Source organism: Streptomyces marinisediminis, assembly GCF_026262575.1.
In the GTDB taxonomy this organism is placed as follows: domain Bacteria; phylum Actinomycetota; class Actinomycetes; order Streptomycetales; family Streptomycetaceae; genus Streptomyces; species Streptomyces marinisediminis.
Map to the genome: position 1 here is coordinate 254,653 of NZ_JAPKFL010000004.1, position 20,394 is coordinate 275,046.

The following is a 20,394-nucleotide window of genomic DNA, read 5'->3' on the forward strand; positions in this document are numbered from 1 at the left end:
AGTACCGATGACCTCCGCCCGCCCCGACCAGTCAGCGGAGACGGCCCCACCACCGCCCCGTGCGGGCACCAGGCAGTGGGTGGGACTGGCCGTCCTCGCGCTGCCCGCGATGCTGATCGTGATGGACATGACGGTGCTGCACCTGGCCGTCCCGCACCTCAGCGCGGACCTCGCGCCCACCGGCTCCGAACTGCTGTGGATCACCGACATCTACGGCTTCATGGTGGCGGGCTTCCTGATCACCATGGGCAACCTCGGCGACCGGATCGGCCGCCGCCGCCTGCTGCTGACCGGTGCCGCCGCCTTCGCCGCCGCCTCCGTGCTGGCCGCCTACGCCACCGGCCCCGCCACCCTCATCGCGGCCCGCGCCCTGCTGGGTCTGGCCGGGGCGACCCTGATGCCGTCCACCCTCTCGCTGCTGCGCGTGATGTTCCACGACGGGCGCCAGCGCACCATCGCCATCTCGGCGTGGATGATGAGCTTCACCGTGGGCGCCTCGATCGGCCCCCTGGTCGGCGGCCTGACGCTGGAGCACTTCTGGTGGGGCTCGGTCTTCCTCATCAGCGTCCCCGTCATGGTGCTGCTGCTGGCGCTCGGCCCCGTCCTGCTGCCCGAGTACCGGGCGCCGTCGGCCGGGCGGCTGGACCTCGTCAGCTCCCTGCTCTCCCTGGCCGCCGTGCTGCCGGCCGTCTACGGCGTCAAGGAGACCGCCCGCGACGGTCCCGGGGCGACGGCCGTGGCGGCCCTCGCGCTCGGCGCGGCGGCCGCCGTCGCCTTCCTGCGGCGGCAGCGCCGCCTGGCCGACCCCCTCATCGACCTGCGGCTCTTCGGCGAGCCCCGGTTCACCGTCTCCCTGAGCGCCCTGGCCACCCTGTCCTTCGTGATGTTCGGGATCAACCTGTTCATCGTCCAGTCGCTCCAGCTCGTGCACGGGCTGTCCCCGCTGGAGGCGGGCCTGTGGATCCTGCCCGGCAGCGTCGGCGGCGTCGTCGGCACGGTGGCGGGCATCACGGCGCTGCGCCGGGCCCGCCCGGCCTACGTGATGGCCGCCGTCCTGGCGCTCGCCGCAGTCGGCCTGCTGCTGGTCGCCCGGGCCGGCCCCACGGACTTCGCCCTGCTGGTGACGGGGCTCGCCGTGATGTCCACGGGCATCGCACCGGCGCTGAACCTGGGCACGGACATGGTGGTCAGCTCCGCCCCCGCGCAGCGGGCGGGCGCGGCGTCCGCCGTCTCGGAGACCAGCAACGAGTTCGGCGGCGCGCTCGGACTGGCGGTCCTGGGCAGCGTGGGCACCGCCGTCTACCGCGCGCGGTTGGCAGCGGACATGCCGGCCGCCGTCCCCGCCGACGCCGCCCGGTCCGCCGGGGACACCCTGGCCACCGCCCTGTCCGTGGCCGGGCGCCTGCCCGCGCAGACGGGCGACCGGCTCGCGGAGGCCGGCCGCGCGGCCTTCTCCCACGGCCTGTCGGTGATGGCCGTCGCCGGGGCGGTGCTCGTCGCCGTCTCCGCCGCGCTCGTGGCCACCACCCTGCGCCACGTCCGCCCCGCTTCCGGCGCCGGGGCGGAGCGCGGGACACCCGAGGAGCCCGGGGAGCCCGGGCACGCCGGTGGCGACCGGGACGCCGGGGACGGTGAGGCCGGCGGCGCCTCGCGACGCACCGCGCCGGACGCCGCTCTCTGACGGGGGCCCCTGACCGACGCGGCACCAGCCGGCTAGTGGAGAGCGGGGGCGGAGCCGCGCCGTGCGGTGACCTCTTCGGACGGGAAGCGGAAGGCACCGCGGTACTCCTGCGGTGAGACACCGGTCTGCCGCGCGAAGTGCACGCGCAGGCTGGCGGCCGAGCCGAACCCGGCCTCCGCGGCGACCTGCTCGACCGGGAGGGCGGTGGACTCCAGGAGAAGCCGGGCACGCTGGACTCGGGCCCGCAGGAGCCACTGGAGCGGAGTGGTCCCGGTCTGTGCGCGGAAGTGACGGTTGAGGCCCCGCACGCTCATCCTGGCGTACCGGGCGATCTCCCCCAGGGTCAGCGGCTCGTGCAGCCGAGCCTCCATCCAGCACAGCGTGGCCTGGAGCGCGCTGGGCGTGCGCTCCGGGTCGGGGTGCTCGATGAACTGACTCTGACCCCCGGCACGCTGCGGGGGCATGACGACGCGACGCGCCGTGGCGGCGGCCACCGTGGCGCCGACGTCGCGACGCACGAGGTGAAGGCAGAGGTCCAGGCCCGCGGCCACCCCGGCCGAGGTGATCAGGGCACCGTTGTCGATGTAGAGGTTGTCGCCGTCGACCCGGACGGCCGGGTGACGGCGGGCGAGCTCTCCCGTGTACTGCCAGTGCGTGGTGGCCGGGTACCCGTCCAGCAGGCCGGTGGCGGCCAGGGTGAAGGCACCGACGCAGACGGACGCGAGCCGGGCGCCGGCGTCCGCCGCAGACCGCAGCGCCGCGACCACCACCGGGTCGGGCCGGTCCAGGAAGCCGGCGTGGCCGGGGACGACGACGGTGTCGGCGTCCGCGAGGGCGTCCACGTCGAAGTCGGTCGCGATGCGCAGGCCTCCGTAGGCCCCGGCCGTCGTCACCCTCCCCCCTCGGGCACAGGTCCGCAGGTCGTAGTAGGGGCCACCGACGACGTCGTTGGCCGTACCGAACACTTGTCCGGGGATCGACAGCTCGAACGGCAGGGCGCCGTCGAGGGCGAGAATGGCGACGACAGGCATGGCCAGAACCTAGCGGACAGTGGCATTCATGCCGCTGGTGAGGGTGGCAGCGGCGATTGCAGGATGCATGTCGCAGCGACCTCTCCCACGATCCAGGAGCGAGAAACCCATGCACACCGCGGCGTCACCCCACCCTTCCGACCTCGCCCTCCCGGACACCGAACTGGCCCGCTCCGCACTGGACTTCAGCGCACGGCACACCGAGCCCTTCATCGTCCGACACGCCGTACGCGGCTATCTCTACGGCCGGAAGCTCGGCGAGCACCGCGGCCTCGAACCGAACGTCGACTACGACGACGAGCTGCTGTTCTCGGCCTGCGTCCTGCACGACATCGGGCTGGCGGACGAGGCCAACGGGTCGCAGCGGTTCGAGGTCGACGGCGCCGACTTCGCCGCACGGTTCCTGCGCGAGCACGGCCTGCCCGATGACGACGTCGAGATCGTCTGGGACGCCATAGCCCTGCACACCACCGACACCATCCCGCAACGCAAGCGGCCGGAGATCGCTCTCTGCCAGGCCGGAGTCGCCGTCGACATCCTCGGCCACGGCCGCGAATTGCTACCCGAGGGCTTCGCGGCCCGCGTCCACGCGGCCTATCCGCGGGACAACCTCGCGTTCGCCCTGACCGACGCGATCGTCGCCCAGGCCGTACCCGACCCGGCCAAGGCGAACCCGTTGAGCTTCCCCGGGGCACTGGTGCGCCACCACCTGCCGCCGGGGTCCGTCCCCGAGTGGCACGACCTCATCGCGAACAACGGCTGGGGCGACGCCGCCCCGGATCAAGGCCCGCCCGGCCCCTGAAACCCTCCCGCCGGGGGCGCGCCCCCGTCCATGCCGGGCCGGAGGCCTCCCGCCCTGTCGCGGGCGAGCGCGACGGCTCCCGTGTCCGCCCCACACCGACACCCGTACGCCGGAGCAGGCACGCCCTTCGCCCCGGGTAGGCGGAGGCCGCCCCTTGCCAGAGGTCGGGTTGCGGATACTCTCGGTCGGGGAGTTCCGGCAGCCGGAGTTCCGCTTCCCGGGCGGGACGCACGAGCCGACCACATGGTTGTACGGCGGGCGGTAACGGTCCCGGAACACTCCCCCGGCGCGCATCTGTGAGATACGGCACAGGAAAAAGCGTACCGCGTGGGCAACTGCGGAGCCTTGCCCGATTTGCCGCCCATGGCCCGCTCACGAGCGGACGCGAAGGGCGGGAACCGCTGCTGACACGTCGTTTATTCCGCGCTTACTGTCAGGCCGTGCCGTGCAGCGCGGACCGTCATCCCGTGCTCCGGCGACACCAGCGCTTTTTTCATGCGACGACGCCCATGAAGAGGTCACACATGCGTATTCGCCGTGCAGTTGCGGCTGCTGCCGCCACGGCTGTCATCGCCCCCGCCGCGGTCCTGGCGGCCCCGGCTGCCTACGCGACCGAGAACACCACCGGTGGCGGCTCTTCCCAGGGCGCCACCGAGGGCGCCACCGGCGGCTCCACCGAGGGCGGCACCGAGGGCACCACCGGCGGCTCCACCGAGGGCGGCACCGAGGGCGGCACCGAAGGCACCACCGACGGCGGCTCCACCGACGGCGCCACCGACGGCACTACCGGCGGCTCCGCCGAGGGCGGCACCGAAGGCGCCACCGAGGGCACCACCGGCGGCGGTTCCACCGAAGGCGCCACCGAGGGCACCACCGGCGGCGGTTCCACCGAAGGCGCCACCGAGGGCACCACCGGCGGCGGTTCCACCGAAGGCGCCACCGAGGGTTCCACCGGTGGCGAGGACACCGAGAAGCCCGGTGAGGGCGACGAGGACGAGGACGGGAAGGACGAGGAGCCCGACGGCGAGGAGCCGGGCGAGTGGCCCGTCGGCGAGTGCGAGATCGTCGACACCGACGACGACCTGACGGCCACGCTGGTCAACCTTCCCGAGCAGGTCGCCGCGGGCAGCGGCTGGAAGAACTTCAGCCTCCAGCTCAAGAACAACTCCGCCGAGGCGCACGACTTCGCGCAGGCCCACGTGTACGTGGACGCCTACACCGAGGGCGGCGAGGACGCCACGCAGCACTTCACCCTCCAGGTGCGGGGCGCCGACGGCAACTGGTTCGACGTGAGCCTGGACCCCACGGACGAGCAGTGGGGCTTCATCGGCCAGGGTTCGCTCAAGCCCGACGAGATGGTCACGCTGGACCTGCGCCTGAAGGTGGACAAGAACGCCCCGTCCGCGTTCGGCTTCGGCTTCGGCTACGCGTTCTACCTGAACGAGGACCAGGAGACCTGCTCGGAGAGCCTGAGCGACTTCTACCTCTTCGACGTCATCCCGGCGAGCTCCAAGCCGAGCGGCAACGACGCCAAGCCGCAGGGCGGCAAGAAGAAGCTGCCCGCCAAGCCCGACAGCAAGGCCGACGAGGACCTGGAGTTCACCGGCGAGCTGGCCGAGACCGGCTCGGACTCCAACCTGCCGATGTTCGCGCTGGCCGGTGCGGCCGCCGTGGCCCTCGGCGGGGGCGCCATGTTCGTCGTGCGCCGCCGCAAGGGTGCCGACTCGGCCGCCTGAGCCGCCGCACGGCGTCGACGCCGCACAGCGCTGGCACCGCACGGCGCGGGCACTGACGCCTGACGCCTGACGCGGAAGGGCCCCCGGTCTCCCTCCACGGAGACCGGGGGCCCTTCCGCACGCGCGGGCGGCGGCGTCAGGACGCCTTCGGCGGCACCGTCGGCACGGGCAGCACCGGCAGCCGCAGGGCGGCGAACGCGGACTCCGGTACGGCCGGGTGCTTCGGCGGCACCGCCCGCAGCCGCACGTACCCCGCGCCCTGCTCCGGCCGCGGGTCGGCCTCGCCCTTGTTCGGCCACAGCGACATCGCCCGCTCCGCCTGCGCCGTTATCGTCAGCGAGGGGTTGACGCCCAGGTTGGCCGAGACCGCGGAGCCGTCGACCACGCTGATGCCCGGGTGGCCGTAGAGCCGGTGGTAGGGGTCGATGACGCCCTGCTCCGCGTCCGCGCCGATCGGGCACCCGCCCAGGAAGTGCGCGGTCAGCGGCGTCCCCATGACCTCGCCGATGTTGGTGCCGGCGAAGCCGTGGATCTCTTCGGCCAGGTGCCTGGCCGCCTCCGCGCCCTCGGGGATGTGCAGCGGGTTCGGCGACCCGTGGCCCTGCCGTGCGGTCAGCAGCCCCTTGCCCAGACCCTTCGGCTTGCGGTACGTGGTCAGCGAGTTGTCCAGCGTCTGCATGACGAGGCCGATGATGATGCGCTCGGACCACCGGTAGTTCGACAGCGACCGCGTGAACAGCAGCGGGTGCCGCAGGCAGGTCAGCACGTGGGAGAGGACGCGCGGCAGCTTCGTGCCGTGGCGGACCTGGAGCGTCGTCATCAGGCCCATCGCGTTGGAGCCCTTCCCGTACCGGACGGGTTCGATGTGGGTGGTGTCGTTCGGGTGGATGGACGAGGTGATGGCGACGCCGCGGGTGAAGTCCAGCTCCGCGTCCTCGCCCCACTTGCGCCGGTAGCGCCGGTGCGCGGTCTGCGCGCCCACCAGCGCCTCGGAGTTGGTGCGGGTCAGCTCGCCCAGGCGGCCGGACAGGCGCGGCAGCAGCCCTTCGTCCCGCATGCGGTGCAGCAGCGTCTGGGTGCCGTAGGTGCCGGCCGCGATCACCACGCGGCGGGCGCGCAGCACGCGCGGCGCGGCCCGGCGCTTGCCGGTCGGCACGGTGACCACGGCGAACCCGTCGCCGTCCTCCCGCACCGCGCGCACCGTCGTCAGCGGGTGGACGGCGGCCCCGGCCCGCTCGGCCAGGTAGAGGTAGTTCTCGTTCAGGGTGTTCTTCGCGCCGTGGCGGCAGCCGGTCATGCACGAGCCGCACTCGGTGCAGGCCCTGCGCTCGGGGCCGGCGCCGCCGAAGTAGGGGTCGGGCACGCGTTCCCCGGGGGCCGCCGTCACGGAGCCGTCGGCGTCCTTGCCGTCGCCGAAGAAGACGCCGACGGGGGCGAGGTGGAAGGTGTCGCCGACGCCCATCTTCTCGGCCGCGGCCTTGAGGTGGACGTCGGCGGGCGTCGTCGTCGGGTTGAGCCGGACGCCGAGCATGCGCTGGGCCTGGTCGTAGTACGGCCTCAGCTCGTCCTGCCAGTCGGTTATGTGGCCCCACTGGCGGTCCCGGAAGAAGGCGGGCGGCGGCACGTAGAGCGTGTTGGCGTAGTTCAGCGAGCCGCCGCCCACGCCCGCCCCCGCCAGGATCATGACGTTGTTCAGCAGGTGGATGCGCTGGATGCCGTAGAGGCCGAACGCCGGTGCCCACAGGTAGTTCTTCACGTCCCAGGACGTCTTCGGCAGCGTCTGCGGGTCGAAGCGGCGGCCCGCCTCCAGGACACCGACGCGGTAGCCCTTCTCGGTCAGCCGCAACGCCGAGACGGCGCCGCCGAACCCGGAGCCGACGACGATGACGTCGTAGTCGTACGCGTCGGCGGGGTCGTGGGCGTCGGCGGACGCGGCGGCGGCCTGGGCCGGCACGGTGGGCTGGGACTCGTCCTGTGACACAGGAACCTCCGGAGGGAAAGCGGTGGAGAGGACGGCCTGGCGGCGGCACGGTGAACAGCCCGGCACATGCACGGCCCGGCGGGCGGGGCGCCCGGCTGGCGCACGGCCCACGGCGCGCGCCCGGCGGCGGGTGCGCGGTGGCGCGCGCCCGGCGGGCGGCGCGGAGCGGACGCCGGGGGTCGCGTCGCCGCCCGCCGGGCGGCTCAGCGGATGCGCAGGGCCTTGAGCGCGCGCAGCGAGCGCGACATGAACGCGGTGAACTGCTCGTCGGACATCCCGAGCGAGGGGGCCATCGGCAGCAGCCGCTGCTCCGCGACCGTCTGTGCCTCGGTGAACTTCACGATGCCCTCCGAGCCGTGCCGGCGTCCGATGCCGGAGACGCCCATGCCCCCCATCGGCGCCTGGACGCTGCCGTACGCCGGGGCGTAGCCCTCGTTGATGTTGACGGTGCCGGTGCGCAGCCGGGCGGCGACGGCCCGGGCGGCGCGCGCGTCGCCGGACCAGACGCTGGAGTTCAGGCCGTACGGTGTGCCGTTGGCCTTCCGGACCGCCTCCTCGGTGTCGGAGAAGCGGTAGACGGAGACGACCGGTCCGAACGTCTCCTCGGTGCAGACGGTCATCGGTTCCTCGACGCCGTCCAGGATCGTGGGCTCGTAGAACAGCGGTCCGACGTCGGGCCGGTGCCGTCCGCCGGCCAGCACCCGCGCGCCCTTCTCGACGGCCTCCTCCACGTGCCGCCTGACCACCCGGAGCTGGCTTTCGGAGACCAGGGAGCCCATGTCGGCCCCGTAGGCGAGCGCGGCGCCGAGCTTCATGGCCCGGGTGCGGGCGACGAAGCGCTCCAGGAAGGCGTCGGCCACGGACTCGTGCACGTACAGCCGCTCGATCGAGACGCAGAGCTGGCCCGCGGAGGAGAAGCAGGCGCGCACCGCACCCTCGGCGGTCTTGTCCAGGTCGGCGTCGGGCAGCACGATCATGGCGTTCTTGCCGCCGAGCTCCAGCGAGCAGCCCACCAGCCGCGCCCCCGCACGCTCGGCGACGTCGCGGCCGGTGCGGGTGGAGCCGGTGAAGGAGACGTAGTCACCGCGGTCGACCACGGCGCGCCCGACGATCGGGCCGTCCCCGAGCACCACCTGCCACACCTCGCGCGGCAGCCCCGCCTCGATCAGCACCTCACGCGCCCACAGCGCGGTGAGCGCCGTCTCGGTGTCCGGCTTCATGACGACGGCGTTGCCGGAGACGAAGGCGGGCAGCGCGTCCCCCACGCTCAGCTCGAACGGGTAGTTCCACGGCGAGATCATGCCGATCACACCGCGCGGGTGCCGCAGCTCCCGGGTGCGGGTGAGCACCGGGACGGCGCCCAGATGCCGCCGGGGCGCGAGGTAGGCCGGAGCCTTGCGGCCGTAGTGCCGTGCGGCGACGCAGACGGCCATGACCTCCTCGTAGGCATGCAGCCGCGCCTTGCCCGTCTCCAGTTGGACGAGGTCGAGCACCTCCGCCTGGCGGCGCATGACCAGGTCGTGGAAGCGCAGCAGGACGGCCGCCCGCTCCCGCACGGGCCGCGCGGCCCACGCCGCCTGGGCGGCGCGGGCGCGCTCGAAGGCGGTGGTGACGTCCTCCGGGGTGGACGCGGGCAGGTCCGCGAGCTTCTCGCCGGTCAGCGGGCAGTGGCACCGGGTCTGCCCCTCCCCGACGACGTCACGGGTGAGACGGGCGACGCGCGCGGGGGTGACGACGTCGGCGGCACGGCGAGCGCCTGCGGGCGCGGCGACCACCGCGTTCGTGGGCTGGGAGTCCGGCTGGGAGTCCGTCATAGGGGGCATAGGGGGGAGGGTAAGCCCGCGACCACGGGCGGCGGTACCCGTGGGTAACCCCTTTTCCAAAAACTTGCCAGTGATTACTGGCACGGACTGGCGCACCCACCGCCGGGACACCAACTCCAGCACCCGACCGGCGCACACCGGCCCCGCAGGACGCGACGGGGGCGAGGCGGGGCGCGGGGGCCTCAGCCCGTGGCGCGGTAGGTGTCCACGACCTCGGAGAAGTGGGCGTCGATGTCCGCGCGCCGCTGCTCGGGTCCGCGCACCAGGACCACGTGGTACGTGGAGCCGAGCAGCATCGCCCGGTTGCGCGCCAGCCGCCGCTCGCCGCCGGTCTCCCAGACGAACTCGCCCTCGGCCATCGCCGTGTCCCCCACGGTGATCGTCCGCACCCCGCTGACCGTCTTCCAGCCCGTCGACTCGCGGTAGTCCGCCAGCTCCGGCTCGTCGCCGAGCTGGTACGCGCGGGGGTCCGCACCGTAGCGGTCGGCCCCGTCCCGGCCGGGTACGACGATCAGCTCCAGGCCGTCGCCGCTGTAGCGGACCTGCTCCGCGCTCGTCTGACCGCGCGCCCAGCCCTTCGGCACGACGATCTGGAAGCCCGCCGGATCGCGGCGCAGCTCGTAGCCCTCGGGGACGGCGGGCTCCTCCGCGCCGGGCGCACCGGCCTGCGGCGTCCGGGCGTCCCGGGGCTCCTCCGCCTCGTCCGGCGCGGCGTCCTCCGGGTCCGCGGACTGCTCCGGCGGCGCGGCGTCATCCCCCTCCGGGGGCGGCGCCGGATCGGCCGGGGCCTCCCCGACGGAGCCGCGGCGGTTGGGGTTCGACGGGTCGGCCGGCGGCATCACCAGCACCGCGACGCCCACCGCCGCCACCAGCCCCGCCAGCACCAGGCCGACCAGCAGCGCGCCCAGCCGGCGCGGGCTGCCCGCACGCTGCCGCCCGGACCGGCCCGCACCGGCCCGGCGCCGCCGGTCGCCCCGGTGGCGCGGCGGGGCGGCCGCGGCCGGCGGCCGCTCCGGACGCCGACGCCGCCGCACCCGCACCAGCTCACCGCGCAGCCGCAGGATCGGCAGCCGGCGCGGGTCGGAGCGGCGCCCCGCGGCGAGCGCGTGCGCCGTCACGACGTTGTGGCCCACGTCCGGCTCCGGAGCCGAGCGGATGAGCGAGCGCAGCCAACCGCTCAGCTCCTCGAAGTCCGGGCGCTCGGTCGGGTCCTGGCGCAGCAGCGACTCGATCACCGGGCGCAGCGGCCCGCACTCCTCCGCGAACGCGGGCGGCTCCGCGCACACGAGCTGCACCAGGTCGGCCGTGTTCTCCTCGGGGTAGGGCGCGTGGCCCTGGACGGCGCGGAACAGCAGCGCGCCGATGGCCCAGAGGTCGGCGGCCGCGCCCACCGGCGGGGCGAGCCGCCAGTTCTGGTACACCGGCCCCGCCTGCTCCGGCGCCCAGCGCTCGGTGACCGGGCCGACCATCGTCATCCGGGCCTGCCGGGCGCGCTCGGCGGCCAGCGTGGAGGCCGGGCCCCGGTAGCGGGCCGCCGCGCCGCCCCCGCCCGCCTCCGGGGCCGTCCAGGCCGCGCGGGCCGGGGCGGCGGACTCGCCGTGGCCCTGCCCGTCGTCGCCCGGGTGACCCCCGTGGCCGGTGTGGCTACCGGTGCTTTCGGTGCCGTAGCCGTCGTCCTCGACGCCCCGGGGGCGGGCCTCCTCAGGGAAGCCCAGGTGCGCGTACGGATGCGGCTCCAGGTCCCGCGGGCCCGGGTCGTCACCGTCGTAGGGCGTCGCCGGGACGACGTCGGGGTCGTCGGCGTAGGCGTACTCCGGCGGGGGCGGCGGCAGGTGCGGCCCGGAGGCGGCCGGGCCGGGCTTGTCCCCGCCCCACGGCCCGTACCGCACGCGGCCCTCGTCGGCGTGCGCACCGGTGTCCGGCGCGTCCTCGACGTAGGACTCCGGGTGCGCGGCGGCACGCACGGGGGCCACCTCGTCGGCGTACACCGGGCCCCGGCGGCCGCCGTGCGCGGAGTCGTCGCCGTAGCCGGAGTCGCCCTCGTACACGGAGTCGCCGCCGTAGCCGGAGTCGCCGCCGTAGCCGGGCTCGCCCTGGTACGCGGGCTCGCGGAAGGGGTCGTCCGGGCGCGGTGCTCCGGGCTCGCCGGCGCCGCCGGGCGCGGGGGCGTCCGCGAGCGCGGGGGCCGCGGCCTCGGGCGGCCCGTGGCGGCCCGGATCGGCCGGGGCCATCGGACCCTCGGACGGCAACGGGTCGTAGCCGCACAGGGCTTCCTCGGCGGCGCCGGACGCCAGGCCGGTGAGCAGCGCCCGGCCGTCGTCGCACACGAGGACCGAGCGGGCGGTGATGTTGCGGTGCGTCCAGCCGTAGGTGTGCACGGCGCTGAGCGCGGCCAGCAGGTCGGCGGCGATCTCGGCGGCCCGGTGCGGCGTCAGCGGGGACTCGGCGAGCAGCGCCGTCAGCGGCCGCCCGGCCACGTACTCGCTGACGACCCACAGGCCGTCGTCCTCGACGAACACGTCGAAGACCTGGTCCAACCGTGGGTGGTCCGGTATCCGGGCGGCGGCCAGCGCGGCCTCCACGGCACGGCGCACCGCCGGGTCGTCCGGCTCCCGCGTCGCACCGGGCGGCCAGCGTGCGGCGTCCGGCTCGCCCAGCACCTCCGCGTCGACCACCTCCGGCAACGGCACCTGCCGGACCACGACGTCCTGGCCGCTGGCGGTGTCGTAGGCCACGCACTCGCGCGGCTCGTCCTCCTCCGAGGGCGACTGGGGCAGGCGGTACCGGTCGGCCAGCAGCCGACCCGCGAACTCGTCCACGAGGCCTCCCCACACGAGCGCATCCGTCAGGGCCGCCCCACCCGCCGGTCTGCGGATGCGCACGGTCCACGACCCTTCACGATACGGGCCAACTGGGCGTCGCGGGGCCCCTCGTGACACTCGCCTCAGCGTGCGCGGGCGCACAGACCGGCGCACGGCGCACGTCGTTCATGTGCCGTACACCCGCGCGCCAGGCAGTCGTCACCCCGTCAGGGCCGCCTCCGGCGCGGTCAGTCGACCGGCTGGAACGTCTCGTACGCCGTCTCGCGCAGCGTCGTGCACTCCTCGTCGTCCCACGCGTCGGCGGCGCAGGTGACGAGGATGGCGTGCCCGCGCCCGGCGTCCACCTGGAAGCCGCGGTTGACCGAGCGCAGCCGCTGGCCGTCGCGGGTGTGCTCGTACGTCCAGTCCGCGACGGTGGGGTAACCGCGCCACCGCACGGGCTCCATCCCCACCAGCTCGTAGCCGTTGAAGGTTCCCCTGACGGCGCTCTCCAGCGCCTCCCAGGCGTTCAGCGCGCTGTCCTTCGGACTGCTGGTGTAGTCGACCTGGACGCTGGGAACAGCGCCCAGGTCGGCGGCGTAGACCCCGCCGGACTCCCGGCCCGCCGTCCGCACCCGGGTCCAGTCGTCGGGCAGGGCCATGGAGAACTTGAACCGCTCGTCCGTCACCGTCTCGTAGCCCTCGGGCAGACCGTCGCCGGACGGCTCGGCGCCGTCCTCCCCGCCGGCGCCCCCGCCGTCCCCGGCCCCGGGCTCGTCCTCGCCGCCGTCGCCACCGTTGCCGCCGTCGCCACCGTTGCCGCCGTCGCCGCCCCGGGCGCCGCCCTGTTCGCCCTGGCCGCCGTTCTTCCCCGCGGTGCCCTGCTCGCCGCCCTGCGCGTCGTCCCGGCCGCCGCCGTCCGCGCCACCGTCCTGCTCGCCGGTGCCCCCGGCCGCCGTCGCGCCGTCGCCCTGGCCGCCGGATTTCCCGCCGTCCCCGCTGTTCAGCGCGAAGGCCAGCACCGCGCCGAGCACCCCGACGAGCACCACGACGACCGCCGCGATCACCAGCGTCCGCGGGCGCCGGGCGCCGTCACCGCCCTCACCGCCCTCACCGTCACCGTTCCCGCCGCCGCCCGAGGCGAACGCGGCCGACGCCGGGCGCTTCCCCGACGTGGCCGACCGGACGCGCGGAGCCGAGGCCGAGGACGACGCCGTCCGCGCCACGCCGCCGGACGCCGCCGAGGAGGCCGCGCCGGACGACCCCGGCGCGGCACCGGGCATCGCGACCGTCGCCGTGGCGCCCGGAACCGGGTCCTCCGGGGCGTCGAGCACGGCCTGGAGCAGCACCCGCGCCCCGGCGTCGTCCAGCCGCTCACCCGGGTCCTTGTGCAGCAGGCCGTAGATGACCTCCGCCAGCTCGCCCGCGTTGCGCGGCGGCTCCAGCACGTCCGTCATGACGGCGGTGAGCGTGGCGATCGCCGACCCCTTGTCGTAGGGCGGATGGCCCTCGACGGCGGCGTACAGCAACCCGCCGAGCGACCACATGTCGGCGGGCGGGCCCGGGAGCTGACCGCGCGCCCGCTCCGGCGAGATGTAGGACGGCGCGCCGACCAGCATCCCGGTGGAGGTGACCGACGGGTCCCCCTCCACCTTCGCGATGCCGAAGTCGGTGAGGACGACGCGGCCGGTGTCCTCCTCGATCAGCACGTTCGACGGCTTCACGTCCCGGTGCACGATGCCCTCGCGGTGCGCGGCGCGCAGCACGCCGAGCACCGCGAGCCCGATCTCGGCCGCGCGCCGCGGCGTCACGGGGCCGTCCTCCCGGATGACGTCGGCCAGCGAGCGGCCCTCGACCAGCTCCATCACGATCCAGGGCCGGTCGTCCTCCTCGACGACGTCGAAGACGGTGACGGCGCTGCCGCTGCGGATGCGCGCGATCGCCTTCGCCTCGCGCAGCGTGCGGGTGATCAGGCGGCGCTTCTCGTCCTCGTCGATGTCGGAGGGAAAGCGCAGCTCCTTGACGGCGACCGTGCGGCCCAGCACCTCGTCGCGCGCCCGCCACACGGTGCCCATCCCGCCGCGCCCCTGCACGCCGCCCAGCCGGTAGCGCCCCGCCAGCAGACGCCCCGTCTCCCGCCCGGCGGCAGCCCCCTTGCGCCCGGCCTCCCGCGCACCCGCCGCGGCGTCCCCCGTCTTCCCGTCGGCCTTCCCCGCGTCACCCCGCGCGTCCCTCGCCCCGCCGGCCTTCACCTCGTCAGCCGGAGCATTCTTCGCCCCGTCAGCCTTGACCGCGTCAATCCGCGCGTCCTTCGCCCCGTCAGATTCCCCGGCCCCGTCCCGCGCGGTGTCCGCGCTGCCCGTCTTGCCCGCGTCAGCCCGGGCGGCGTCGGACGCCTTCGACCGCTCCGCGCCGGCGCTCGCGGGGCCGGCGCTCCCCGGGCTTTTCGCGTCGGTCTTCGCGGAGTCGTTCTTCGCGGCGTCAGCCGTCTCGCGGGGGTCGCTCGGAGCCGGCGCCGCTCCGGAGCGGGCCGAGGGCGCACCCGGGCCGTCGGCGCGGCCCCCGGGCGCGTCCGCCGCCGCGTCGGCCGGCTTCACGTCGTGCGTCCGCGCCTCCTTGGCGGCGGCATCGGCACTGGCCTTCGTGTCGCCGTTCTCGCCCATGCTTCCCCTCGCGCTCAGCCGCCCAGCAGTCGCCCCATTCTCACTCATGGCCGAGTCCCTCCCGGCACACCCCCGTCAGAAGGGCCAAGGCCTCGGTCGCGCGGCGTGGTTGGGCGCTGCGGACGCCCGCCGGGCCTACCCGGGAGCCACCTCCGGTGCCCCCAACCGGGCCGCGTCCGCCGTCTGGTCGTCCGGCTGGAGCTGCGACTCCCGCTCGGCCTGCACCCGTTTGTGGTAGTGCTCCACCTCGCGCTCGACCCGCTCGGTGTCCCACCCGAGCACCGGGGCCATCAGCTCGGCGCACTCGCGCGCGCTGCGCGTGCCGCGGTCGAACGTCTCGATGGAGATCCGGGTGCGCCGCGTCAGCACGTCGTCCAGGTGCTGGGCGCCCTCGTGCGAACAGGCGTAGACGATCTCGGCCTTGAGGTAGTCGTCGGCGTACGGCAGCGGCTCGCCCAGCGCGGAGTCCCCGGCGACCAGGTCGAGCACCTCCTGCGTCAGCGTGCCGTAGCGGTTGAGCAGGTGCTCGACGCGGGCGACGTGCAGCCCGGTGCGGGCGGCCAGGCGGGCGCGCGCGTTCCACAGCGCCGGGTAGCCCTCCGCTCCGGCGAGCGGCACGTTCTCCGTGCAGCACTCGGCCACCCGGTGGTCCATCGCGCGTGCGGCCTCGTCCACGGCGTCCTTCGCCATGACCCGGTACGTCGTGTACTTGCCGCCCGCCACGACGACGAGCCCGGGCACCGGGTGCGCGACGGTGTGCTCGCGCGACAGCTTGCTCGTCGCGTCCGACTCCCCGGCGAGCAGCGGCCGCAGACCCGCGTACACCCCCTCCACGTCGTCCCGGGTCAGCGGCGTGGAGAGCACCGTGTTGACGTGCTCCAGCAGGTAGTCGATGTCGGCGCTGGAGGCGGCCGGGTGCGCCTTGTCCAGATCCCACTTGGTGTCCGTGGTGCCGATGATCCAGTGGCGGCCCCACGGGATGACGAACAGCACGCTCGTCTCGGTGCGCAGGATCAGCCCCGTGGAGGAGTTCACCCGATCGCGCGGCACGACCAGGTGGATCCCCTTGGACGCGCGCACGTGGAACTGCCCGCGCTCGGCGATGAGCGCCTGCGTGTCGTCCGTCCACACGCCGGTGGAGTTGATGACCTGCTTGGCCCGCACCTCGAACGTGCCACCCTGCTCGACGTCCTGCACCCGCGCGCCCACCACGCGCTCGCCTTCGCGCAGGAAGCCGACGACGCGGGCCCGGTTGGCGGCCAGGGCGCCGTAGGAGGCCGCCGTGCGCACCAGCGTGGCCGTGTGCCGGGCGTCGTCCACCTGGGCGTCGTAGTACTGGAGCGCGCCCACCAGGGCGTCTTTGCGCAGGCAGGGCGAGACGCGCAGCGCCTTGCGCCGGCTCAGGTGCCGGTGCACCGGCAGGCCGCGCCCGTGCCCGGAGGAGACCGACATCGCGTCGTACAGTGCCACCCCGCTGCCCGCGTACCAGCGCTCCCACCCCTTGTGCTGCAAGGGGTAGAGGAACGGCACCGGCTTCACCAGGTGCGGCGCCAGCCGCCCCAGCAGCAGCCCGCGCTCCTTGAGCGCCTCCCGGACGAGCGCGAAGTCCAGCATCTCCAGGTACCGCAGCCCGCCGTGGATGAGCTTGCTGGAGCGGCTGGAGGTGCCCGAGGCCCAGTCGCGCGCCTCGACGATCCCGGTGGCCAGCCCGCGCGTGGCCGCGTCCAGCGCCGTCCCGGCGCCGACCACCCCGCCGCCGACCACGAGGACGTCCAGCTCGCGTTCGGCCATGCGGGCGAGTGCCTCGGCCCGCTCGTCCGGTCCCAGAGTCGCTGTCCTCACCGCTGCCTCCCGTGGTGTCGCACCGCCGCTCGAACCCAGGCCGGGCTCTGCCCTCGATGGTTCCCATGATGACGACGCTGACCCGCGCACCGTCCACAGACTCCGCAATCCACCATATCTGTCATATATGCGATTAACCTGACCTGGCGGCTCTTAGTGTTAACCGCTCGGGGAAGGGAATCCGCGCCCATGCCAGCAGACCTCGCCGTGCTCGGACTCGGTCACCTCGGCCTCCCCGCCGTCCAGGCCGCCACGGCGGCGGGCATCGCCACCGTCGGCTTCGACACCGACGAACGGGTGGTCGCCGACCTCGCCGCGGGCCGCCCGCCGCGCGCCAGCACCCTCACCGCGGCCGACCTGCGCCGCATGACCGCCGCCGGCTTCCGCGCCACCTGCGACCCGGCCCGGCTCAGCCGCGTGCGCACCGCCCTGATCTGCGCCCCCACCCCGCTCGGCGAGGACGGCACGCTGGACCTGACCGCCGTGCGCGCCGCCGTCCGCACGCTCGCCCCGCACCTGCGGCCGCGCACGACCGTCATCATCGAGTCCGCCGTCTACCCGGGGACGACGGAGGAGACGATCCGCGCCCTGCTCGAAGCGGGCTCCGGCTTCCGCGCGGGCCGCGACTTCCACCTCGCGTGCAGCCCCGCCCGCCTCGACCCGGGCAACCGCGACTTCCGCTACGCCGCCGTGCCCCGCGTCATCGGCGGCCTCACCCCCGCCTGCACCGAGGCGGCGGCGGCCGTCTACGGGCGGCTGACGGACAAGGTCGTGCGCGCCCGCGGGCTGCGCGAGGCGGAGACGACCCACCTGCTGGAGACCAACTACCGCCACGTCAACATCGCCCTGGCCAACGAGATGGCCATCCTCTGCCACGACCTGGGCGTCGACTACTGGGACGTCATCCGGTGCGCGGAGACCAAGCCGTTCGGCTTCCAGCCCTTCCGCCCCGGACCCGGCGTCGGCGGCCACGCCGTCCCCGTGGACCCCAACTACCTCGCCTACCGCAACCGCACCCTCGGCCACCCGCTGCGCATGGTGGAGCTGGCGCGCGAGGTGAACGACCGCATGCCGCGCTACGTCACCCAGCGCGCCACGGCACTGCTCAACGAGTACGGCAAGTCCGCGCGCGGCTCCCGCGTCCTCCTGCTCGGCGTCACCTACAAGCCCGACCTCCCCGACCAGGAGGGCTCCCCCGCCCGCGAGATCGCCACCCGCCTGCTCGAACTCGGCGCCCAGCTCAGCTACCACGACCCCCACGTCCCCGTCTGGCACGTCGCCGGCCGCCCCGTCCCCCGCGCCGACTCCCTCTACGACACCGCCTCCGCCGCCGACCTCACCGTGCTCCTCCAGCCCCACCGCACCTACGACCTCGCCGGCCTCTCCGCGAAGGCCCAACTCCTCCTCGACACCCGCGGCACCACCCCCACCGGCACCGCCTACCGCCTGTGACCCCCGCCACCCCACCCCGGAGACGACCGCCCCCAGCCACCGACCACGCCCCGCCCTGCCCCGCCCCCGGAGCCGTCCGCTCCCGACGCTCCCCGCACCGCCCGGCTACACACGCGTGCACACTCGCCCGGCCCACCAAGACCCGTCCGCCAGCACGCCGCACCGCCCTACCGACCGCGGGGGACCTGTCACCGAAAGGCGACCGGGAACGCCAGGAGGCAGAGCGCAAGACGGCCGGGATCGACTGGCAGGTCAGCGGCACGTCCCCGTCACGCCGACCGGCGGGCCGACCCACGGCCACACAACCCGCCACTTCGACCGACTCCCCGACCGGCGAGGGCTCCACCACGTCCGCCCTCCTCCACCTCCGCCACCCGACGGCCACCCCGCTCCCGGAGCGAGACGCCGCCCTCGTCAAATCAAGGACCATCTCAGCCACGTCCCCACCGGCGTCCCCGCAACCGTCTACACCCACGCCCGGCTCCGGCTCAAAGACCAGGCCATCGCCCCCTCGACCACGGCGACGAGGAGCCTGACGACCCACCCACCTCGGCAGTTGCCCCCTGACGTCGGCGTCACCATCGCCGCCAAACACCTGCAGGCCCGGTCAGACCTTCCTCTGTCCGGCCCTCCAGGCTATGCGCGAGCAGAGTGCTACCCATGTTCCATTCGACTGACCCATCGCCGACATACATCAACGGTGATCGGCTCGAACAGTTCAGGAGTCGACACCTCGAAGATGAATTGAGTCACCATCTCAACATCTACTTCGCCGATCTCGATACGATCCAGCATGTGAATCGCATCAGCCCATTTCGGCAAATCGAAAAAGTCTAGTTCCCCAGAGATGCACCGCTGTAGAACCTCCACTACGGCATCACGGCCCAAGCGTACAGGCGGCCCCTCCTGTCGATCGCACTGGTTGGCAGCCTCGATCAGCCCATCCAGCGACGATTCCCAGCGCATCAGACCGGTCAGAGCCTGGCATGAATCTGGCTCCATGGGCCTACCCTCGCTTGCACTTGATGCACGCAAATCCGTCAGCAGAAAGACGCTCGCAAGGCAACTCCGCGACTCCGCACAGCCTTCGGGAATTCCACTCCACCCGCCACCCTGCCCCTGGAACACGGCGGCGAACTCGTCGTGATCACGGAACTCCTCGGCCACGCCCACATCAGCGTCACCGCCACCGTCTACCACGTAAGGCTCCGTTTCCAGCGAGACGCCATCGACACCCTCAGCACCGCGCTTGACGGTCCTGCCCACGACGAGTCGACCCACGACGACGGCGACGACCCACCGCTGTGCGGATCCACCGTCCACCGCCGTTGCCGTCAACTACTGCCGTCAGACAGTGCTGGAGCCCCGACGGGCGTCACCCGTCGGGACTCCAGATTTGCCAGCAGAAATAGGCGCCACCTATTGCAGTATCGCCACCGCAAGGCGGTGCGCGTAGAGCCTCACGGCACCGCACCAAATCACGTTCGCCGCCGACCTGAAATCGAGATCAGCAGCTCTACCTATTCAGACCCCGCCATCAGGGCATTTTTGCCGAGCTCATAGACTTCGATCGCACGCGGGAAATGGTCTATGAATTCCTCCCAGAAACCCGGAACTTGCCAGACAGCAGGTGCCATTGTGAGCGACCCGTCCCACTCAGTGGATACCGTCCACGATGAATGCATCCTCGGATCGACCAATTCGAAGAGCCGCGAGTCAAAGAGGGGCGGGAGTTCGCCTCTACGGTACTCGATCCTGAAGTAGTTCGGTCCGTCCACCTGACAATACGCCTCAAGGATCACGTACACCTGCCCTTGACGCAGGACATCCGCCCCCTGGCGAACACTCTGCTCATGACCTTCGACGCCGGTGAACCTTACTTTCACGGGGCGCCCCCTCTGCGGTTCATGACGACCTTGTAGTCGTAGTCGCACATGACCTCGCCAGATACTCGGTTCATGTAGTAGTGCACTTGATAATCACCCTACGGGCTTTGATTCGTCTTGGTGCTGTACTTGCCCCACTGTGAAGCACCTCCGCGTTCTGCGAATCGATATCGAAGTTCCTTGTTCCCCATTTTCGTTCCAGGCATCGCCAATCTGGAACCGGAGATCGCATCAGGCGTTAGCTGGCCACTCTCGGTGAAGGGCGAGTTCGCCGACTCCAGCCGCAACTTTTGCGCGAGCTTTTCCCTTGGAGAGAGCCGGATGGGACATCATAGTTGCTGTTATGAACGAGGACCGGAGTCTGCCCAGCCAGCACATAGTACGTGTGGAGGGAAAGGGCTTATCACCTGCGTTTCTGCAGGTCAGTGCCAATCCGTATGTCCGTGGAAGTCCGCTGGTGTATGCCGTTGGCGGGCCCGGTTGCCGTCGGCGTTGCCGTCGAACCGCATCTACTGCCGGGAGAGCGCGGCAGGGTCGATTGCGATGGGGAACGGGGCGTCCAGGCGTGTGGTCACGCCCGCGAGGACGGTCGTCCGCTCCACGTACCGGCCGGCTTCCCACTCGTAGATGGCGAGCATCGGAGCCGGGTCGAACTCGAGGCGCCAGAAATGCGGGATGGCGGCATCGGCGTAGAGC

General features: G+C 73.3%; 12 protein-coding genes and 1 pseudogene. 4 read left to right on the plus strand and 9 right to left on the minus strand.

The window, feature by feature from the left end; genetic code table 11:
* Window positions 1-7: 7 nt before the first annotated feature.
* A complete protein-coding gene (locus OSB71_RS05380; RefSeq protein ID WP_265944749.1) occupies window positions 8-1,681 on the plus strand; it encodes an MFS transporter in 1,674 nt (557 codons plus the stop codon).
* Between the two features lie 32 nt (window positions 1,682-1,713).
* Here OSB71_RS05380 and OSB71_RS05385 read toward each other — a convergent pair whose 3' ends face one another.
* On the minus strand, window positions 1,714-2,712 hold the full coding sequence (locus tag OSB71_RS05385) for a GlxA family transcriptional regulator (RefSeq protein WP_265944751.1): 999 nt from the start codon (window positions 2,710-2,712) through the stop codon (window positions 1,714-1,716).
* A gap of 109 nt (window positions 2,713-2,821) precedes the next feature.
* Here OSB71_RS05385 and OSB71_RS05390 point away from each other — a divergent pair, with 109 nt between their 5' ends.
* Window positions 2,822-3,514 (plus strand): HD domain-containing protein, encoded by a 693-nt coding sequence (locus OSB71_RS05390; protein WP_265944753.1) that lies wholly within the window; start codon window positions 2,822-2,824, stop codon window positions 3,512-3,514.
* 524 nt (window positions 3,515-4,038) lie between these two features.
* Window positions 4,039-5,250 (plus strand): LAETG motif-containing sortase-dependent surface protein, encoded by a 1,212-nt coding sequence (locus tag OSB71_RS05395; RefSeq protein WP_265944756.1) that lies wholly within the window; start codon window positions 4,039-4,041, stop codon window positions 5,248-5,250.
* A 136-nt stretch (window positions 5,251-5,386) separates the two neighbouring features.
* On the opposite strand, the gene OSB71_RS05400 is transcribed toward OSB71_RS05395, so the two are convergent.
* The 5 genes from OSB71_RS05400 to OSB71_RS05420 all read right to left on the minus strand — a co-directional run bounded on the left by OSB71_RS05400 (window position 5,387) and on the right by OSB71_RS05420 (window position 16,360).
* Window positions 5,387-7,231, minus strand: a complete 1,845-nt coding sequence (locus tag OSB71_RS05400) for a GMC oxidoreductase (RefSeq protein WP_416237196.1) — start codon at window positions 7,229-7,231, stop codon at window positions 5,387-5,389.
* Between the two features lie 203 nt (window positions 7,232-7,434).
* Window positions 7,435-9,045, minus strand: coding sequence for a succinic semialdehyde dehydrogenase (locus OSB71_RS05405; protein WP_265944783.1), 1,611 nt, complete (start codon window positions 9,043-9,045; stop codon window positions 7,435-7,437).
* 191 nt (window positions 9,046-9,236) lie between these two features.
* Window positions 9,237-11,873: a serine/threonine kinase C-terminal domain-containing protein gene (locus OSB71_RS05410; protein WP_265944758.1), complete on the minus strand. Its 2,637-nt coding sequence runs from the start codon at window positions 11,871-11,873 to the stop codon at window positions 9,237-9,239.
* A gap of 230 nt (window positions 11,874-12,103) precedes the next feature.
* Window positions 12,104-14,518 carry a serine/threonine-protein kinase gene (locus OSB71_RS05415; protein ID WP_265944760.1) on the minus strand — a complete coding sequence of 805 codons (2,415 nt, stop codon included), beginning with the start codon at window positions 14,516-14,518 and terminating at the stop codon, window positions 12,104-12,106.
* Between the two features lie 135 nt (window positions 14,519-14,653).
* The gene (locus tag OSB71_RS05420) at window positions 14,654-16,360 is read right to left on the minus strand and encodes a glycerol-3-phosphate dehydrogenase/oxidase (protein WP_265944762.1); all 1,707 of its coding nucleotides are present in this window, start codon (window positions 16,358-16,360) and stop codon (window positions 14,654-14,656) included.
* Window positions 16,361-16,549: 189 nt separating this feature from the next.
* Here OSB71_RS05420 and OSB71_RS05425 point away from each other — a divergent pair, with 189 nt between their 5' ends.
* Window positions 16,550-17,812, plus strand: coding sequence for a nucleotide sugar dehydrogenase (locus tag OSB71_RS05425; protein ID WP_265944764.1), 1,263 nt, complete (start codon window positions 16,550-16,552; stop codon window positions 17,810-17,812).
* A gap of 654 nt (window positions 17,813-18,466) precedes the next feature.
* Here OSB71_RS05425 and OSB71_RS05430 read toward each other — a convergent pair.
* The 3 genes and pseudogenes from OSB71_RS05430 to OSB71_RS05440 form a co-directional block, all read right to left on the minus strand.
* Complete coding sequence (locus OSB71_RS05430; RefSeq protein ID WP_265944766.1) at window positions 18,467-19,135, minus strand: hypothetical protein; 669 nt, start codon at window positions 19,133-19,135, stop codon at window positions 18,467-18,469.
* 197 nt (window positions 19,136-19,332) lie between these two features.
* Window positions 19,333-19,698, minus strand: coding sequence for a hypothetical protein (locus tag OSB71_RS05435; protein ID WP_265944768.1), 366 nt, complete (start codon window positions 19,696-19,698; stop codon window positions 19,333-19,335).
* Window positions 19,699-20,207: 509 nt separating this feature from the next.
* Window positions 20,208-20,394 (minus strand): annotated as a pseudogene (locus tag OSB71_RS05440) (Uma2 family endonuclease); the annotation flags it as partial.

Bases quoted from the DNA above. Each gene is read 5' to 3' on its own strand.
- OSB71_RS05390 (WP_265944753.1), top strand. From the start codon at position 2,822: ATGCACACCGCGGCGTCACCCCACCCTTCCGACCTCGCCCTCCCGGAC.
- OSB71_RS05385 (WP_265944751.1), bottom strand. From the start codon at position 2,712: ATGCCTGTCGTCGCCATTCTCGCCCTCGACGGCGCCCTGCCGTTCGAG.
- OSB71_RS05405 (WP_265944783.1), bottom strand. From the start codon at position 9,045: ATGACGGACTCCCAGCCGGACTCCCAGCCCACGAACGCGGTGGTCGCC.
- OSB71_RS05395 (WP_265944756.1), top strand. From the start codon at position 4,039: ATGCGTATTCGCCGTGCAGTTGCGGCTGCTGCCGCCACGGCTGTCATC.
- OSB71_RS05415 (WP_265944760.1), bottom strand. From the start codon at position 14,518: ATGGGCGAGAACGGCGACACGAAGGCCAGTGCCGATGCCGCCGCCAAG.
- OSB71_RS05425 (WP_265944764.1), top strand. From the start codon at position 16,550: ATGCCAGCAGACCTCGCCGTGCTCGGACTCGGTCACCTCGGCCTCCCC.
- OSB71_RS05380 (WP_265944749.1), top strand. From the start codon at position 8: ATGACCTCCGCCCGCCCCGACCAGTCAGCGGAGACGGCCCCACCACCG.